Source organism: Novosphingobium sp. SG751A (assembly GCF_013149295.1).
GTDB lineage: Bacteria > Pseudomonadota > Alphaproteobacteria > Sphingomonadales > Sphingomonadaceae > Novosphingobium.
Genome location: NZ_JABGCB010000002.1, coordinates 162,550 through 179,681 on the forward strand (window position 1 = coordinate 162,550; position 17,132 = coordinate 179,681).

General features: G+C 65.3%; 12 protein-coding genes. 7 read left to right on the top strand and 5 right to left on the bottom strand.

The window, feature by feature from the left end; translation table 11 throughout:
• Nucleotides 1-23: 23 nt before the first annotated feature.
• Both FHW96_RS03200 and FHW96_RS03205 read right to left on the bottom strand, forming a co-directional pair.
• The gene (locus FHW96_RS03200; RefSeq protein WP_172339116.1) at nucleotides 24-881 is read right to left on the bottom strand and encodes an alpha/beta fold hydrolase; all 858 of its coding nucleotides are present in this window, start codon (nucleotides 879-881) and stop codon (nucleotides 24-26) included.
• On the bottom strand, nucleotides 878-1,519 hold the full coding sequence (locus FHW96_RS03205) for a TetR/AcrR family transcriptional regulator (protein WP_172339117.1): 642 nt from the start codon (nucleotides 1,517-1,519) through the stop codon (nucleotides 878-880). The genes FHW96_RS03200 and FHW96_RS03205 overlap by 4 nt, the downstream gene beginning before the upstream one ends.
• A gap of 125 nt (nucleotides 1,520-1,644) precedes the next feature.
• On the opposite strand from FHW96_RS03205, the gene FHW96_RS03210 reads away from it, so the two are divergent.
• Nucleotides 1,645-2,901: an MFS transporter gene (locus FHW96_RS03210; protein ID WP_172339118.1), complete on the top strand. Its 1,257-nt coding sequence runs from the start codon at nucleotides 1,645-1,647 to the stop codon at nucleotides 2,899-2,901.
• Nucleotides 2,902-3,153: 252 nt separating this feature from the next.
• Here FHW96_RS03210 and metC read toward each other — a convergent pair whose 3' ends face one another.
• The 3 genes from metC to FHW96_RS03225 all read right to left on the bottom strand — a co-directional run bounded on the left by metC (nucleotide 3,154) and on the right by FHW96_RS03225 (nucleotide 7,045).
• The gene (metC, locus tag FHW96_RS03215; RefSeq protein ID WP_172339119.1) at nucleotides 3,154-4,389 is read right to left on the bottom strand and encodes a cystathionine beta-lyase; all 1,236 of its coding nucleotides are present in this window, start codon (nucleotides 4,387-4,389) and stop codon (nucleotides 3,154-3,156) included.
• 107 nt (nucleotides 4,390-4,496) lie between these two features.
• A complete protein-coding gene (sseA, locus tag FHW96_RS03220; RefSeq protein ID WP_172339120.1) occupies nucleotides 4,497-5,360 on the bottom strand; it encodes a 3-mercaptopyruvate sulfurtransferase in 864 nt (287 codons plus the stop codon).
• 140 nt (nucleotides 5,361-5,500) lie between these two features.
• Nucleotides 5,501-7,045: a hypothetical protein gene (locus FHW96_RS03225; RefSeq protein ID WP_172339121.1), complete on the bottom strand. Its 1,545-nt coding sequence runs from the start codon at nucleotides 7,043-7,045 to the stop codon at nucleotides 5,501-5,503.
• 167 nt (nucleotides 7,046-7,212) lie between these two features.
• Between FHW96_RS03225 and queF the strand changes: the two genes are divergently transcribed.
• The 6 genes from queF to FHW96_RS03255 all read left to right on the top strand — a co-directional run bounded on the left by queF (nucleotide 7,213) and on the right by FHW96_RS03255 (nucleotide 17,092).
• Entirely contained in the window at nucleotides 7,213-7,683 is a 471-nt protein-coding gene (queF, locus tag FHW96_RS03230) for a preQ(1) synthase (protein ID WP_172339122.1), read from the top strand.
• A 97-nt stretch (nucleotides 7,684-7,780) separates the two neighbouring features.
• Nucleotides 7,781-9,982, top strand: a complete 2,202-nt coding sequence (locus FHW96_RS03235; protein ID WP_172339123.1) for an RNA degradosome polyphosphate kinase — start codon at nucleotides 7,781-7,783, stop codon at nucleotides 9,980-9,982.
• 11 nt (nucleotides 9,983-9,993) lie between these two features.
• Nucleotides 9,994-11,511 (top strand): exopolyphosphatase, encoded by a 1,518-nt coding sequence (locus tag FHW96_RS03240; RefSeq protein ID WP_172339124.1) that lies wholly within the window; start codon nucleotides 9,994-9,996, stop codon nucleotides 11,509-11,511.
• Nucleotides 11,512-11,605: 94 nt separating this feature from the next.
• Nucleotides 11,606-12,580, top strand: a complete 975-nt coding sequence (locus tag FHW96_RS03245; protein WP_172339125.1) for a UDP-2,3-diacylglucosamine diphosphatase — start codon at nucleotides 11,606-11,608, stop codon at nucleotides 12,578-12,580.
• Complete coding sequence (locus FHW96_RS03250) at nucleotides 12,577-13,641, top strand: glycosyltransferase family 1 protein (protein ID WP_172339126.1); 1,065 nt, start codon at nucleotides 12,577-12,579, stop codon at nucleotides 13,639-13,641. The genes FHW96_RS03245 and FHW96_RS03250 overlap by 4 nt, the downstream gene beginning before the upstream one ends.
• Nucleotides 13,642-13,699: 58 nt before the next feature.
• Nucleotides 13,700-17,092 carry a PAS domain-containing hybrid sensor histidine kinase/response regulator gene (locus tag FHW96_RS03255; protein ID WP_172339127.1) on the top strand — a complete coding sequence of 1,131 codons (3,393 nt, stop codon included), beginning with the start codon at nucleotides 13,700-13,702 and terminating at the stop codon, nucleotides 17,090-17,092.
• Nucleotides 17,093-17,132 lie beyond the last annotated feature (40 nt).

Here is a 17,132-nt window from a genome sequence, read left to right on the forward strand (position 1 = left end):
GACGAGTCCCTCGCATCTATCCCTTAATCCGCCTGATCAAAAAACCGCCCCATTGCCTCGCGCGCATCCGGCTCATCCATCATCGGTGCATGGCCCACTCCCGCCACCGGAGCCAAAACCGCGCGCGGCTTGCCCGCCACCATCGCCTGCGCCACATCCTCGTCCAGCAGATCGGTCACCGTCCCGCGCAGCACCAGCACCGGGCGCGCATCGGCAAAGCGGTGCCATTTGCCCCACGGATCGGGGTCGGCCACGATGCGGGCCAGCGCGCGGGCGATGCCGGGGTCGTAATCGGCGATGACCTGGCCGCCTTCCTCGCGGAACAGGCGGCGGGCCATGGCCATCCAGTCGGCGGGGCCGTAATGGGCAAACACATCGGCGTTCATCACCGCGCAGGCGTCCGCTGCGGCCTGCCAGTCGGGCAGGGGCTTGCCCTGACCCACATAGCCCGCGATCCGGCCCAGCCCGACCATCGAGAGCTGCGGCCCGATGTCATTGATGACAGCCCCCGCCACCAGTTCGGGATAGAGCGTGCCCAGCTCCACCGTAATCAGCCCGCCCATCGAGGTGCCGACAAAGATCGCCCGGCCGATGCCCAATTGCGCCAACAATGCGGTAATATCGGCCACATAGGTGGCAATGTCATAATTTTCCGCCGGGTCGCGCTCGGAGTGGCCGCGCCCGCGCATGTCCAGCGCCAGCACCCGCCTTTGCCGCGCCGCGATCCACGGCGAGACATTTTCGAAATCGCGCGAATTGCGGGTCAGGCCATGCAGGCATACCACCGGCAGATGCGCCTCGCCGCCCGCGCCGGCATAATCGCGGGCAAACAGGTTCAGCCCTTCGGCGCTGCGCCAATGGCGGGCGACCCATTCGCTCATGGCTTTTCCTCCCGCCGGGCGAGGCCATCGGTGATGAAGCGCCCCGCCTCGCGCACGATATCCTCGGGCGCCTCATCGCCCCACACGCCGTATCGCAGGCCGAGGAACACGTTGATGCCCATCAGCGCCCATGCCCGCACCTCGCAATCGCCATCGCTGATTTCGCCGCGCTCCATCGCCGATTGCAGGCGGGCGGCGATGCGGGTGGCCGATTTGGTGTAATGTTCGCGGTAGGCGGCCGGATCGACGAATTCGGATTCATCGATGATGCGATAGATCTCTTTGTGCTGGCGCACGAATTCCAGATAGGCAAGCTGGCCTGCCTGTTCGGCGGCGATCTGGTCCGGGGCGGCGGCGATGCGGGGGGCTACGAAATCCTTCACCTGCCCCGAAAGATCGCGGACAAGGGCCTGAAAAATCGCTTCCTTGCTGTCGAAATAGACGTAAAAGCTGCCTGTGGCCACGCCTGCGCGCGCGGTGATCTGGCTGATCGCGGCGTCGTGAAAGCCCTTTTCGCCAAATTCCTCGGCCGCGGCATTGAGCAGCGCGCGCAAGGTGCGCCGCCCGCGCTCGGTCTTGGGCACCTTGTTGCCGCCGGGGACGGCGGCGGGCGCAGGGGTGTTTTTCGTGTCAGACATCGCTCTTGCCGCTTTCTAATTTGAAGCGTGATTCATTTTTCACTATTATGCCCAAGCAGGCCCAAAGCGCAAGGTTTACCCCGCAAGGTTTACCGGACAGGCGCAAGGCCCCTTGGGAGAGAAACATGTCCGAACCCGCAACCGGGCGAAAGCCAGTCACAAAAAAGCCGATATTTGTGCTGGCCATGCTGCTGGTGGTTTACACATTCAATTTCATCGACCGTCAGATCTTTGGCATTCTGGCCGGACCGATCAAGGCGGATCTTCATCTGAACGATACCGAACTGGGCTTGCTGGGCGGCTTTGCCTTTGCGCTGCTCTATTCGACGATGGGCCTGCCGCTGGCCTGGCTGGCCGACAAGCGGGGGCGCACGCCGGTGATCGCCGCCTCGCTGGCGGTGTGGAGCGCCTTTACCGCGCTTTGCGGCGTGGTCTCGGGGTTCTGGTCGATGTTCGTGTGCCGCCTTGGCGTGGGCGTGGGAGAGGCGGGCGGGGTGGCGCCATCCTATGCGCTGATTTCCGACGCTTTTCCGCCCCATCAAAGGGCGCGGGCGATGGCGGTCTATTCGCTGGGCATCCCGCTGGGCTCGGCGGCGGGCATATTGCTGGGCGGCTATGTGGCGGCGGTGGTCAACTGGCGCGCTGCCTTTCTGGGCGTGGGGTTGGCGGGGCTGGTGTTCACGCCGCTCTTCGCCCTGCTGGTGCGCGATCCGCCCCGGCCCGATACGGTCAAGGCACCGGCCATGATCGAGGTGCTGCGCATCCTTGCGGTCAAGCGCAGCTTCTGGCTGTTGGCCTTTGGCGCGAGTTCAAGTTCGATGATGGGCTATGGGCTGGCCTTCTGGCTGCCCTCGCTGATGCGGCGCTCGTTTGGCTTGGGGCTGGTGGAAACCTCGCATTTCTTTGGCCTGCTGCTGCTGATCGGCGGCACGGTGGGGGTGATGGCGGGCGGCATCTTCGCCGATTGGCTGGGGGGACGCAGCCGCTCGGCCTATGCCCTTTTGCCCGCGATATCCTTCCTGCTGGGCGTGCCGCTGTTCGCCGCCGGGCTCTATACCGGATCGGCCCAGATCACCTTTTGGCTCTTCCTTCTGCCTCAGGCGCTGGTCTATCTCTGGCTCAGCCCGGTGCTGACGGCGGTGCAGCACCTTGTGCCCGCCCCGATGCGCGCCACCGCATCGGCCAGCTTTCTGCTCATCAACAACCTCATCGGCGCGGGGCTGGGCTCGCTGACCATCGGCAGGCTGTCGGATTGGCTCACCCCCACCTATGGCGAAGATGCGCTGCGCCATGCGATCCTGCTGGGGCTGGGCTTCTATCTGTTGGCCGCCGTTTTGATGATGGCGGGCGGGCGGTTTCTGGCGCGGGAGTGGGTGGAGTAAAGGGAGGATTTGCCTCCGGCGGGCAAAGGGCGGGGGCCCTTTGCAATCCCGTTACTGTCGATGTTGCGCTATGGGTTCGGCCAAAGCTGATCGACGCAGCGTTGAAATTTCAAAGCCTGCGGCGCCTATCAGTGCAAGGTCGCCGCGCCGCAGGCTTTATCGCATCGCCTGCGGCGCTGCCATCTCGGATCCACTCCCATTAACGGGGTTGCATAGGGACGAGTCCCTTTGCCCGCCGGAGGCACCTAATTCTCAAGCCCCTCCAGCCCAAACCCCCAAAGCCTGCTCCAGATCCGCAATCAGATCATGCGGATCCTCCAGCCCGATAGACAGGCGCACGCCGAAGCGATCCTCCGCCTTCATCCCCGCCAAGGGCCAAACGCTGGCCGTGCGCACGCGGGCGGGGTCGAGCGGGGTGGCGAGGCTTTCAAAGCCGCCCCATGAATAGCCGATGCCGAACAGCGCGAGCGCATCGATCAGCGCATCGCGCGCCGCGCCGCTGCCCCCGCGCAGGACAAAGCTGAACAGCCCGCAGCCGCCGGTGAAATCGCGCTGCCACAGATCATGCCCCGGCGCGCCCGGCAGCATGGGGCAGAGCACTTTCGCCACCTCTGGTCGCCCTTGCAACCATTGCGCAATCGTCAGCGCGCTTGCCGTCTCGCGCTCCAGCCGGATCGAGAGCGTGCGCAATCCGCGCAGCACCAGCGCGGCGTCATCAGGACTGACCACGGTGCCCATCTGCTGGGCATGGCGGCGCAGGCGATCGTACCATTCGGGGCCGGCGCTGGCGCTGCCCATCATCACGTCGCTGTGGCCGCCGGCATGTTTTGTCAGCGCCATCAGCGTGATGTCCACACCGTGGGGCAGGGGGGCAAAGCCGAGCGGGCTGGCCCATGTGTTGTCGATGATGCTGATAATGCCTCGATCACGGCAGATGGCGGCGATGGCGGGCACGTCCTGCACGTCAATGGTCAGGCTGCCGGGCGATTCGAGCAGGACGGCGGCGGTGCGCTCGCAAATCGCGGCCTCGAAACCGGCAAGGTCGGTCGGGTCGAACCAGCGCGTTTCCACGCCGATGGTTTTCAAGATGCCATTGCCCAGCGTCCGGCTGGGTTCATAGGCATTGTCGGTCATCAGCAGCACATCGCCCGGCTTCAACACCGCCAGCAACACGCCCGAAATCGCCGCGAGACCGCTGGGGTAAAGCACTGTGCCCGCCGCGCCCGGCTCGATCTGAGTCAGCGCCTCGGCCAGGGACCATTGTGTCGGCGCGCCGCGGCGGCCGTAATAAAAGCGCCCATCCTCATTATAGCCATGGCCCGCGCGCAGCGCCGCCATATCGGGATACAAATGCGTCGAGGCGCGCCACACGGCGGGCGTCACCACCGCGGAGGGGTGATTTTCGATGCCGGTCCATTCCGGACGGCGGCCTGCCAGCGTCAGTTGCGTGTCGGCATGAAGGGCGGATGTGTCGATGTTCTTGGTCATGGCGATGCTTTGGCCGTTTTTGGCGCCCGCGAAAAGTTGAGTTTGCAAATAGGGACAATTTGCCGCACCGAAACGCCCGGTGCGGCCAAACCGTCAGACCCCGGTTTTCAAACTCTGGCGGCGTTATATTGCGCCGGGCCGCTTTCCTTGGGCATGGAGGGGTCGGCGCCCCATTCGGCCCAACTGCCGTCATAGAGCGAGACATCTTCCTTGCCGATCAGATGCAGCGCGAAAATCAGCACGCAGGCGGTGACGCCGCTGCCGCAGGAGGTGATGATCGGGCGGGACAGGTCGACGCCCACGCTCTCAAACGCCTCGCGGATGCCCTTGGCGTCCTTGAACGTGCCGTCGGCGCGATACATCTGCGTATAGGGCACGTTGAAAGCGCCGGGGATGTGGCCCGCGGCCATGCCGGGGCGCGGCTCGGGCGCGCTGCCGGCAAAACGTGCGGCGCCGCGCGCATCGACCACCTGTTCCGCCCGCGTGCCGATATTGGCCAGCACGGACAGTTTGTCGCGCAGCTTTTCGGACGCCTGCCATGCGGTGTAATGGCGATGGCGCAATTTCTTGTCGCCTTCCTCCATCTTGCGCGCTTCGGCATGCCATTTGGCAAGGCCGCCATCCAGGATCGCCACATTTTGCGCCCCGAACAGCTTGAGCATGAACCATGCGCGCGCCGCACTGTGAATGGCTGAATCGTCGTAAAGCACGATGCGGCTGCCATCGCCAAGGCCGAGCGACTGCATCCGGCTGGCGAAACGCTCAGGCCCGGGCAGGGTGTTTTCAACCGGCGCCCCCGGATCGGCCAGATCGGCCAGATCCATGAACACCGCACCGGGGATATGCCCGGTTTCATATTCGTCCTTCGCGTTGCGACCCGCGTCGGGCAAGTGGCTGCTGGCGTCGACGATGCGCAGATCGCACGCCTCCATATCATCAGCCAGCCACTGGGTTGTCACCAGGCTTTCCATTCGCCGGCGCTCCTCCTTCGCTGCGAAAGCGAAAAATCTAGGCCCGAATTGTGATCGACGCAAACAGTTTTGTCGAGAAACGGGCTGCTATGAACTTTATATTGACCTAAAGTATTATATTGCAAGTGCGAAGGTATGTTCTACCCCTGCTCGTGCGCAATGCTTTGCACCAGCAGATTGTCATACAGATGCGCCCCGCCATCCAGCGGAATCGGCACCAATCGCCCCCCTTCCTCAGGCAGGCCGATCAGAAAGCTGCGGTCCTGAAAACGATGGGCCGAGGCGCCCTCGACCATAACGAAGATACGCGCTGCGCCGACCAGCAAGCGCATCGTCCCCAGCCGCAATGTGGGCAGCATGGCCATGGGCACGCGCCATTCCTCGGCAATCGCGGCTTCCTCGCCCGGCATCAGCGTGGCCAGACTATGCGCCAGCGCGGTGTCGGGCAGATCGCCCTCGGGCGTGGTCATGCAACTGTCCACCCGAATCGGGCCCAGCGCCCCGGCGCCATTGTTGCGCAGCGTCACGCGGAACCGCAATTCGATGCGCGACGCGCTGGTGCTCAGCCGCAAAGCCTCAAAACGGATGGCCAGTGGATCGGGCGGGGCGATGGGCGCGGGCGGGGCCGGTTCGGCGGGCTGGATCCGGTTGAACAGGGGCGACGGCTTGAACACTCCGCGCGCGGGCGCCTCCTCTTCAGGCTCCGCGTGCGGGGCGGGGGCCGGTTCGGGGGCAAAGTTATGGGCGGGATTCGGGCTGTGGGCGGGCGCCCTGAGCGCGACGTCTGCGGCTGGAGATGCTTCGGGCGTGCTCTCCACCTGCGCGCCGACATAGGCAAAATTGGCAAAGGCGGCGGCAGGACGGGCGGCGGCTGGGGGCGCATCGCGATGATCAACCGCATCGTCTGCATCGCCATGATCCACTGCATTGGCACGATCAAGCAGCCGGGCGATGGTGGAGGGATGATCCTCTTCGTGCGATGCAGCGGCATCAGAGATGGAGGATGCCGACGGGCGCGCGGTCTCGGGCGCTTTACGCAGAAATGGGGTGGGTTCGGACTGGGCCCCATCCAGAGCCCGTTTGGCCCGCCGCGCGCGCCAGCGCAGGATCAGCCACAGAACCCCCAGTTCCGAGGCCAGCCCGAACCCGATGCCCAGCGGATAAAGCATATCGCGCGCCAGAGGACGGACGCCTGCCGAGGTCGCCGCGCGCTCGGCCGCCCCGCCGGGCGCGTGAGCTGGAGCAGGCGCAACCGGCGTTGCGTAGGTGGGCGCGGCCGAGGAGGGGGCGGCTGTGGGCGGCAAAGGGGTCGTCTGCGCGACTAGGGGGTGGCTGGTATGGCGGCGACGGGGCGGCCGGGTGCTTTCGGCAGGGCGGTTTTCCTTTCCCTGGCCAATGTCTTGGCGCGGGGCGGGCTTTAGCGCCGAGCTCTCCTTGGCCACAGGATTCTTGACACTGGGCGTTCCGGTTGCGGGCGCCGAGGGCGCGGCGCCGGGGGGAGGGCCGAAAATGTCGATGGATTGCGCGCCCGTGGGCGGCGCCCCCAGCACCGTCCCGGCGGCCATCGCCCCGCCCAGCATCAGCGCTGCGGCCGCGCGGCGCAAGACCACGAGCCCCGCCGGACGGTGCGGCGCGGCGACCGGCGCGTCCCGCTCACTTTTGCCGGATTTGAACAATTTGCGCATCGCGCCCTTGTCGCTCCCTACTGGTTATCCGAGAAATAATCTGCGGCGCGGGCTAATCCTAGTTGTGACTTGCACCTATCCGGAGGTGCCCGAAGCCTTAACCCTGCGCTTTTTCTGTTGGCCGGTATCGGGTTGTATCGGACGGGCGGCGGTGGCATGGGGATGGCATGAGCAATTCCCATGACGCGCCGCTTGCCCCCAAATTCCTTGGCCAGAACACCGGCCTGCCTGCTTCGCCGGACGAAGCGGTGCTGGATTATGTGCCCAATCCGCGCGTGGGCAGCCTGTATCTGACGCGTTTTGCCGCGCCGGAATTCACCTCGCTGTGCCCCGTTACGGGCCAGCCCGACTTTGCCCATATCGTCATCGATTATGCCCCCGATCAGACGATTGTAGAGAGCAAGTCTTTGAAACTCTTCCTCGGTTCGTTCCGCAATCATGCCGGTTTCCACGAGGATGTGACAGTGGGCATCGGCCAGCGCCTGTTTGACGAGATGCGTCCAAAATGGTTGCGCATCGGGGGCTATTGGTATCCGCGCGGCGGCATCCCCATCGACGTGTTCTGGCAATCGGGCGCCGCGCCCGAAGGGCTGTGGGTGCCCGATCAGGGCGTGGCTTCCTATCGCGGGCGGGGATAAAAGGGCATTATTGCCCTTGCGGCATTCCCCTGTCATCCTAGTGTAACCTTATGTCGGGAGGGCGGGCCTGTGCTTGCCCACCTTGTCGAGGAATATCATGGACGCTCTTGCCGCTTCTGTTGCCGAAACTCCGCCCATCAGCAGCGATCTGGCCGCGATCAAGGCCATTCCCGACCGCTTCTTCAACCGCGAACTCTCGTGGCTGACCTTTAACCAGCGCGTGCTGGAAGAGGCGCGGCGAATGGAATATCCGCTGCTTGAAAGGCTGCGGTTCCTTTCGATCTCGGGCAACAATCTGGATGAATTCCTGATGGTGCGTGTGGCCGGGCTTGCCGGACAGGTGCGCCGCCATATTGCTGAGGTTTCCATCGACGGCCTTGCCCCGCCGCGCCAGTTGGCCGCGATCCGCGACGAGGTGATGCGGCTGGAGGCGATGCAGCAGCAGATCTGGCTCGAACTGCGCGAGGCGCTGGAGGGCGAGGGCATCCATGTCGTGGGCGACCGGGGCGGACGCAGCCTCGATGCGGTGCAATCGCGCTGGCTCAAAGATTACTTTCTCGATCGCATCCTGCCCGTCATCACACCGCAGGCGATTGATCCGGCCCATCCTTTCCCCTTTGTCACCAATGGCGGCATGGGCGTGATGATGAGCCTGACGCGCATTGCCGATGGCGCGCAGGTGATGGAAATGGTGCTGATCCCGGCCGCTCTGCCGCGCTATGTGCGTATTCCGGGCGACGATGAGGCGGCCTATGTCTCGATTGCCGATGTCATCTGGCTGAATGCCGAAAGCCTGTTTCCCGGTTTTCAGGTGCTGGGCCACGGCGTGTTTCGCGTGCTGCGCGACAGCGACATTGAAATCGAGGAAGATGCCGAGGATCTGGTGCGCTATTTCCGCACCGCGATCCAGCGCCGCCGCCGGGGCAGCGTTATCATGCTTCAGCTTCAGGGCGATTTCCTGCCCGAGGCCGAGCAATTGCTGCGCGATCAGTTGCGGCTCGATCATGCGATCATCATCCGCAGCCATGGGCCTATCGACATGGCGGGCCTGTCGGCCATTGTGGACGAAAAGCGCCCCGAGCTGAAATTCGCGCCCTATTCGCCGCGCTATCCCGAACGCATTCTTGAGCATGACGGCGATATTTTCTCGGCCATCCGCGAAAAGGATCTGGTGGTTCACCACCCCTATGAGAGCTTTGAAGTCGTCATCGACTTTCTGCGTCAGGCCGCCGCCGACCCGGATGTGGTGGCGATCAAGCAGACGCTCTATCGCGCGGGCAAGCAATCCTCGATCATCAATGCCCTGTGCGCCGCAGCCGAGGCGGGCAAGTCGGTCACCGCTGTGGTGGAATTGAAGGCACGCTTCGACGAGGAGCAGAACCTGCACTGGGCCAGCCAGCTGGAAAATGCCGGGGTTCAGGTGATCTATGGCTTTGTGGACTGGAAGACCCACGCCAAGATCAGCATGGTCGTGCGCAGCGAAAAGGACAGCGAAGGGGCCGACGCCTATCGCACCTATTGCCACTTCGGCACCGGCAATTACCACCCGATCACCGCGCGCATCTATACCGACCTGTCCTATTTCACCGCCGATCAGGCGATTGGCCGCGATGCGAATCAGATCTTCAACTTCATCACCGGCTATGTCGAACCGCGCCGCACGGCGCTGCTGGCGGTCGCGCCGGTGTCCTTGCGCGAGCGGATCTATGGCAGCATCGAGCGCGAGATCGCCAACGCCAAGGCGGGCAAGCCTGCCCAGATCTGGGGCAAGCTCAATTCGTTGACCGACAGCCAGCTCATCGACCGGCTCTATGAGGCCAGTTGTGCAGGCGTTGAGGTGCGGCTGGTGGTGCGCGGCATCTGCTGTCTGCGCCCCGGCATTCCGGGCCTGTCGGAAAATATCACCGTCAAATCGATCATCGGGCGCTTTCTTGAGCACACCCGCGTGTGGGCCTTTGCGGGCGGGGCGGCGCTGCCCAATCCGCGCGCGCGCGTGTTCATTTCCAGCGCTGACGGCATGAGCCGCAACCTTGACCGCCGGGTCGAGGTGCTGGTGCCGATCCGCAACAAAACCGTTCACGATCAGGTGCTGGATCAGGTGATGATGGCCAATCTGCTGGACAGCGAGCAAAGCTGGCTGCTGGGCGCCGATGGCCATTACAAACGCGCGGAAATCGGCGAACAGCCCTTCAACGCGCATCGCTATTTCATGACCAATCCTTCGCTGTCGGGGCGCGGGGCATCGCTGGGTTCGGGGCGCAAGGTGCCCAAACTGGCGCTGCGCCGAGGCCGGGCGTAAAGCGGAAAACTATGATTCGCCTCCCCGCTTCTTTTCCGTCCGCGCAGGATCAGCGCGCGATTATCGACATTGGTTCCAATACCGTGCGTCTGGTCATCTATGGCGGGCCGGTGCGCGCGCCGGTGGTGCTGTTCAATGAAAAGGTGACCGCGCGCCTGGGCAAGGGCGTGGCCGAAAGCGGGATGCTGTCGGCCAAGGGCATGGCCTCGGCGCTGGGCGCGCTGGCGCGTTTTGCCATCATCCTGAAATTGCGCGGGGTTGACGATGTTCAGACCGTGGCGACGGCGGCAGCGCGCGATGCGGCCAATGGCGGCGAATTTCTCGAACAGGTTGCCGCCCTTGGTCTGGAGCCCCGGCTGCTCTCGGGCGAGGAAGAGGCCGTGGCCAGCGCGCGCGGCGTGCTCTCGGCCTTTCCGGGGGCCTGCGGGATCGTGGCGGATCTGGGCGGCGGTTCGCTCGAACTGATCGATATCGAGGGCGATGCCAAGGGCGGCGGGCGCTGCACCCATGGCATTTCTCTGCCGCTGGGCACGCTGCGTCTGGCGGCGATGCGGGTGGATGGCAGCGAGAAATTTGCCCGCCGCATCCATCGTATGCTGAAGGGGCAGGACTGGGACGCCCATTCAGGTCAGGTGCTTTATCTGGTGGGCGGTTCGCTGCGCGCCTTTGCCCGCTTCGCCATGGAGCAGGTGAATTGGCCGATCGACGATCCCCATGCCTATGAGCTTTCGCCCGAGGAAGTGCTTTCGGCGGTGCGGGCTTTGCAGTCCAAGACCGCGCGCGGGGCCGCGCTGGCGCCGATCAACGGGGTTTCGGCCTCGCGTCTGGCCAGCCTTGCCGATGCGGGGGCTTTGCTGGGCCAATTGGTCAAGGAATTGCACCCTTCGCGCGTGGTGTTCTCGGGCTGGGGCCTGCGCGAAGGCTTGCTGGCGGGCACGATGGGCGCGAAAACCGCGGTGCAGGACCCCTTGCTGGCGGGCGTTGTCGCCTTTGTTGAAATGCAGCAGCCGGGCCTGTCCTCGGCGGCGGATCTGGTGGCGCGCTGGAGTGGGCGGCTGGGCTATGCCGGGCCGGACAATCTGCGCCGCGCGGCGGTGATGCTGGCGCTGGCCTCCTTGCGCTCGGAACCCAATCTGCGCGCTGAACAGGCCGCGCAATGGGCGCTGCGCAAACGTTGGCTGGGCGTGGACGAGGCCGGGCGCGCGATGATTGCCATGGCCGTGCTGGCCAACAGCGGTCAGGCCGAGATTCCGACCGAGCTGCCCCGGCTGGCCCCATTGCAGGATCTGCGCGAGGCGGTGATCTGGGGCATGGCCACGCGGCTGGCGCGGCGCTTCTGCGCGGGCGCGGGCGAGGTGCTGGAGGCTTCCTCGCTGACGATTTCCGGGCGCAAGCTGGTGCTGGCGACGACTCACGCGATGGCGCCGCTCTATACCGATGCCTGCGCCAAGGATCTGCGCGTGCTGGCCGAGATGATGGGTCTGACCCCGCACCGGCTCAGCGTTGAAACCGCGGCTGATCTGCCCTGATCGTGGTTCTGTCACAGTTTTGACTTGGCCCCGTCATGGCGGTGCAATTTGCCTGAGATAATCCGCGCGCAACGGGTTCTATCGGGGATATGTCATGGCGCGCGCTGCTTTTGCTTCGGGGCTCGATCCGGCTCAGACGGCTTTTCTGTTCGGCGAAGGGGTCAATCGCGTGGCGCTGGATGGCGACGCGGCGGTCGTTTCGGCCAAGGGCGGGATCGCCTCATGGCTCGATCTGCCCGAAACGCCCGATCCCAAGGGGCTGCGGCCCAAGCGGCGCTATCGCACGGTTTGGATTTCCGATGTCCATTTGGGCACGCGCGGCTGCAATGCCGATATGTTGGTCAGCTTCCTGCGCTCGATCGAAACCGAGACGCTCTATCTGGTGGGCGACATTATCGACGGCTGGCGGCTGAAAAAGGGTTGGTACTGGCCGGACGCGCATAATGAAGTGCTGCGCCGCATTTTGAAGATGGCGCATCGCGGCACGCGGGTGGTGTTCATCTGCGGCAATCATGACGAGATGCTGCGCCCCTATGCCGGCCTGACCTTTGGCGGGGTCGAACTGCTGCTCGACGCGATCCACACCACCGCCGACGGACGCCGGTTGCTGGTGGTGCATGGCGATGCGTTTGACGCCATCGTGCTGTATCACCGCTGGCTCGCCTTCCTTGGCGACAAGGCCTACGAGCTGATGCTGCGGGTCAACACCACGTTCAACGCGGTGCGACGGAAAATGCATCTGCCCTATTGGTCGCTCTCGGCTTACCTGAAAAAACGGGTGAAGAACGCGGTGCAGTTCATCGGCCGCTATGAGGAAGCCGTGGCCCATGCCGCCGCCGAGCGGGGCGTCGATGGCGTGGTGTGCGGCCATATCCATTCGGCCGAAATCCGCCAGTTCGGCGCGATCACCTATTATAATGATGGCGACTGGGTGGAAAGCTGCACCGCGCTGGTCGAGGATTTCGCGGGCCAGATGAGCATCATCGACTGGCTGGCCGAATTGAAAAAGAATGCCGCCGACAAGGCCCCGGTTGCTCATGAGGCGATGCCGATGGGCGTGCCTGCGTGACTGCTCCCCGGATTGCTATCGCCAGCGATGCGTGGTTTCCGCAGGTCAATGGCGTGGTGCGCACACTGGCCGCCACGGTCGAGCAATTGGGCGCGCGCGGGGCGCAGGTCGAGATGATCACGCCCGACCGGTTCCTGACCATGCCCATGCCCGGCTATGCCCAGATCCGGCTGGCCGTGGCGCCGCGTTTCAATGCGCGGCGGATGCTCGACGCCTATCGCCCCGACATTGTGCATATCGCCACCGAAGGGCCGATCGGCTGGGCCGCGCGCGGATGGTGCCGGTCGCGCGGGGTGCCCTATACCAGCGCTTTCCACACGCGTTTCCCGGAATATCTGGCGTTGCGCTCGGGGCTTTCGGCGGAATGGTTCTGGCCGGTGATGCAGCGTTTCCACGGCGCATCGCGCGCGATCATGGTGGCCACGCCCAGCCTTGACGCCGAACTGGCCGCGCGCGGATTGGCCCAGACGCGGCGCTGGAGCCGGGGGATCGACCATGCGCTGTTCACCCCCGATGGGTCGGTGGCGGCGGACATGGCCGGTCTGCCGCGCCCGATCCTGCTGAACGTGGGCCGGGTGGCGCCCGAAAAGAACCTTGAGGCTTTTTGCGAACTGCGCACAGCCGGCAGCAAGGTGGTGGTGGGTGATGGCCCCGCGCTGGCCGAGATGCAGCGGCGATACCCGCATGTGCATTTCCTTGGCCCCAAGAGCGGCGCGGCGCTGGCCGAGGCTTATCGCGCCGCCGATTGCTTTGTCTTTCCCAGCCGCACCGACACATTCGGGCTGGTCATCATCGAGGCGCTGGCCTGCGGGGTGCCTGTGGCGGCCTATCCGGTGGCGGGGCCGCTCGACATTTTGGGCGTAGACGGGCGGGGCGAGGGCGGGATTGCGCCCGAGCCTGTCGCCGCGTTGGACGATGATTTGGACACGGCGGTGGCGCGCGCGCTGGCCCTGTCGCGGGCCGGGGCTGCGGCGTTCGGCGCGGGCTTTACATGGGAAAATGCCACCGACCAGTTTCTTGCCGCGATTGCCAGCGCGCTGGAGATGACGCAGGCGGCCTGATCGGCGCTTGGCTTGTCCTGTCCCGATGGGCTAACACCGGCCCATAAGGGGATTGTTCATGGGTTTGGGCACGGCGGCGCTGTTTGCATTGGGCTGGATCGGCCTGCTCTTTGCGGTGGCCGCGCTGGCCGAGGCCTATGGCGAAAGGCCGCGCGGGCGGCTGCGACTGGCGCAACCGGGGCTAAAACGTCTGCGGCTTGGGGCCTATACGCTGGCGCTGGGGGTCTATTGCTCCAGCTGGACCATCTATGGCGCGGTGGGCAGCGTGGTGCGCGAGGGATGGAATTTCCTGCCCATCTATCTCGCGCCGATTACTTTGCTGGCGCTGGCGCCGGGCTTTCTGCGCCGCCTTTCGGCCACCTTGCGCGAAACGCAGGCGACCACCCCGTCCGACTTTATCGCCGCGCGTTTCGGCCATGATGTGGTGGTGGCGCGGCTGGTCACGGTGATCGCGCTGGCGGGCAGCGTACCCTATATGGCGTTGCAATTGCGATCGATCGGTACGGCGATGGCGATCATCACCGGCAACGGCGATGCGGTTGTGGCGCCCACGATGCTGGGGGCGGCGGGGCTCTTGGCGCTGTTTGCGATCCTGTTCGGCGCGCGGCGGTTTGAACGTTCGGGCCGGTCCGAGGGCATGGTCTATGCCATCGCGCTCGAATCGGGGATCAAGCTGCTGGCGTTGTTTCTGGTGGCGGCGCTGGCGGTGGGCATTGTCATGCATGCCGATGGGCCCAGCGCCGAGCGCGGCGTGGTCCAACTGGCCCGCCATTTCCGCGCCGAGGATATTTCGCTCGAAACTTGGGTGATTGCGCTGATTTCGGCCTGCGCGATCCTCGTCTTGCCGCGCCAGTTCTATATGGCGCTGGTCGAGGCGCGCGATGTGGACGATCTGCCGCGCGCGCGCTGGGGCGTGGTGGCCTATGTGCTGGCGATGGTGCTGCTGATCGTGCCGATTGCATGGGCGGGGATCATCGCGCTGGGGCATGGGGTGGCGCCCGATTTCTATGTGCTTTACCTGCCGCTGGCCTCGGGCCACGGGTTTATTGCCGCCGCCGCCCTGATCGGCGGGATCAGCGCGGCGGCGGCCATGGTGATTACCGATGCCACGGCGCTTTCGGCGATGGTGTCGAATGATCTCATTTTCCCCTCGGTGCTGCGCAGCGGTGCGGGGGCCGAGGCGGGCGTGCTGGGGCGGCGGATGCTGCTGGTGCGGCGGGCCTCGATCGTCGGGGTGATTGCGCTGGCGCTGACATGGGCCGAACTGGTTTCGCCGCGCCAGACTTTGGCCTCGATCGGGCTGGTGGCCTTTGCCGCGATGGCGCAATTCACGCCGCATATGATCCTGGCCGTGTTTGGCGGCAACCGCGATGGCATGGCCGCGCGGGCCAGCCTTGGCGCGGGGCTGGTGCTGTGGCTCTATACGCTGGCGCTGCCGCCGATCCTGCCCGAGGGCTGGCGGGCGTGGCTGGCGGCGGGGCCGCTCGATCCGCTGCGTCTGTTGGGCATCGGCCATGCCACGCCGCTGGTGCATGGGGTGCTGTGGTCGCTGGGGGTTAATCTGGCGATGTTCCTTGCCGTGTCGGCGCGGCGGGGGGCGGGCAATCCGCTGCCCTCGCTGATGGGGTGGCAGCGGCAGGTGTCGGATCTGTCGGATCTGAAAGACCTGACCGCCAGCTTCATCGGCCACGAACGTGCAGAGCGCGAATTTGCCGAGGCGCGGCGCGGCATGGCCATCGACGGGCGCTCGGCCCAGCGCGCGCGCAAGCTGATCGCGGCCGTGGTGGGGGCCAGCAGCGCGCGCGCCCTTGTGGCCAGCGCCATGGCGGGGGGCACGATGAGCCTTGCCGCCGTGACGCGCCTGCTCGACGAGCGCGGGCAATCGCTGACATTTTCCCGACAATTGCTGGCCGCGACCTTTGAGAACATCGAGGCAGGCATCAGCGTGGTCGATGGCGAGCAGAAGCTGGTGGCGTGGAACACGCGCTATGAGCAATTGTTCGATTATCCGGTGGGGCTGCTCTATGTGGGCGCGCCGGTGGCCGATCTGATCCGCCACAATGCGCGACGCGGCGATTTTGGCGCGGGGGCCGATGTCGAACATGAGGTGGAAAAGCGCCTGCGCCATCTGCGCCGCGCGCAGGAATATACGTTCGAGCGCTATCGTCCTGATGGTCAGGTCATCAAGATGGTGGGCGGGCCGATGCCGGGCGGGGGCTATGTCACCAGCTTTATCGACATCACCGCCGAGGCGCAGGTGCGCGCGGAATTGAAACGCACGCTGGCGGGGATGGAAACCCGCGTGGCCGAGCGGACGCATGAATTGTCCGAGGCGAACCAGCGTCTGGCGCAGGCGGATCGGGACAAGACGCGGTTTCTGGCCGCGGCCAGCCATGATCTGTTGCAGCCGCTGCATGCCGCCCGCCTGTTTACGGCGGCTTTGGCGCGCGATGTGCCCGAGCATTCGCGGGTGTTGGTGGGGCGGGTGGATAATGCGATTGTGGCCGCCGAGGATCTCCTGCGCGCGCTGCTCGATATTTCCAAGCTGGATGCAGGCGGAGTGCAGGCGCGGCCGGAGCCGCTGCTTTTGGGGCCTTTCCTGAGCGATCTGGTCGAAAATTTCCGCCCTATGGCGGAACAGAAGGGGCTGGAACTGAGGCTGGCGCGGATGGGTGCGCGGCCCATGGTGCTGCGCACCGATCCGGGGCTGCTGCGCTCGCTGCTCCAGAATTTCCTTACCAATGCGCTGCGTTATACGCTTGATGGCGGGGTGCTGGTGGGGGCGCGTTGGCGGAATGCGGCGCAGGGTGAGGAATTGCGCATCGATGTCATCGACACCGGCGTCGGCATCCCGCCGCAGCAGCGCGAGGCGATCTTTGGCGAATTCACCCGCCTTGGCGAGGTCGAGGCCGAGGGGCTGGGGCTGGGGCTGGCGCTCTCGCGGCGGATCGCGCGCTTGCTGGGCGCGCGGATCGAGGTGGTGTCCAATGTTGGCCGCGGCAGCCGCTTCAGCCTGACCCTGCCCGCCGCGCAGGATGCGGTGACGATGAGCCTGCCCATTAGCGCTCCGCCGCCCGGCAGCGTGGCCGCCCATGCGCGCGCGCTCAACGTGCTGGTGCTCGACAATGACCCGTTGACCGTGGAGGCGACGGCCGCGCTGCTGACCGCTCTGGGCCATCATCCGCACGGCGCCGAGGATGGCGATGCCGCCCGCGCGATCCTGCGCAAAGGGGAGGTCGATGCCGTATTGGCCGATTATCGGCTGGACACGGACGAGGATGGGTTGAGCGTGGTGGAGAGCCTGCGCGCCGAGCAGCCGGGCCTGCCTGCGATGCTGATCACAGCCGAGACGAATCCGGTGATTCGCGAGCGGGCTTTGGCGATGGGCGTGGTGATGATGGCCAAGCCTGCCAATGCCACCGGGATTGAAGGGTTTTTGGCGGGGGTTTAGGGTTTAAGGGATAGATGCGAGGGACTTGTCCCTCGCGCTC

Excerpts from the sequence above, each read along its gene's own strand:
- FHW96_RS03200 (WP_172339116.1), bottom strand. The coding sequence starts at position 881 with ATGAGCGAATGGGTCGCCCGCCATTGGCGCAGCGCCGAAGGGCTGAAC.
- FHW96_RS03205 (WP_172339117.1), bottom strand. The coding sequence starts at position 1,519 with ATGTCTGACACGAAAAACACCCCTGCGCCCGCCGCCGTCCCCGGCGGC.
- FHW96_RS03210 (WP_172339118.1), top strand. The coding sequence starts at position 1,645 with ATGTCCGAACCCGCAACCGGGCGAAAGCCAGTCACAAAAAAGCCGATA.
- metC (WP_172339119.1), bottom strand. The coding sequence starts at position 4,389 with ATGACCAAGAACATCGACACATCCGCCCTTCATGCCGACACGCAACTG.
- sseA (WP_172339120.1), bottom strand. The coding sequence starts at position 5,360 with ATGGAAAGCCTGGTGACAACCCAGTGGCTGGCTGATGATATGGAGGCG.
- FHW96_RS03225 (WP_172339121.1), bottom strand. The coding sequence starts at position 7,045 with ATGCGCAAATTGTTCAAATCCGGCAAAAGTGAGCGGGACGCGCCGGTC.
- queF (WP_172339122.1), top strand. The coding sequence starts at position 7,213 with ATGAGCAATTCCCATGACGCGCCGCTTGCCCCCAAATTCCTTGGCCAG.
- FHW96_RS03235 (WP_172339123.1), top strand. The coding sequence starts at position 7,781 with ATGGACGCTCTTGCCGCTTCTGTTGCCGAAACTCCGCCCATCAGCAGC.
- FHW96_RS03240 (WP_172339124.1), top strand. The coding sequence starts at position 9,994 with ATGATTCGCCTCCCCGCTTCTTTTCCGTCCGCGCAGGATCAGCGCGCG.
- FHW96_RS03245 (WP_172339125.1), top strand. The coding sequence starts at position 11,606 with ATGGCGCGCGCTGCTTTTGCTTCGGGGCTCGATCCGGCTCAGACGGCT.
- FHW96_RS03255 (WP_172339127.1), top strand. The coding sequence starts at position 13,700 with ATGGGTTTGGGCACGGCGGCGCTGTTTGCATTGGGCTGGATCGGCCTG.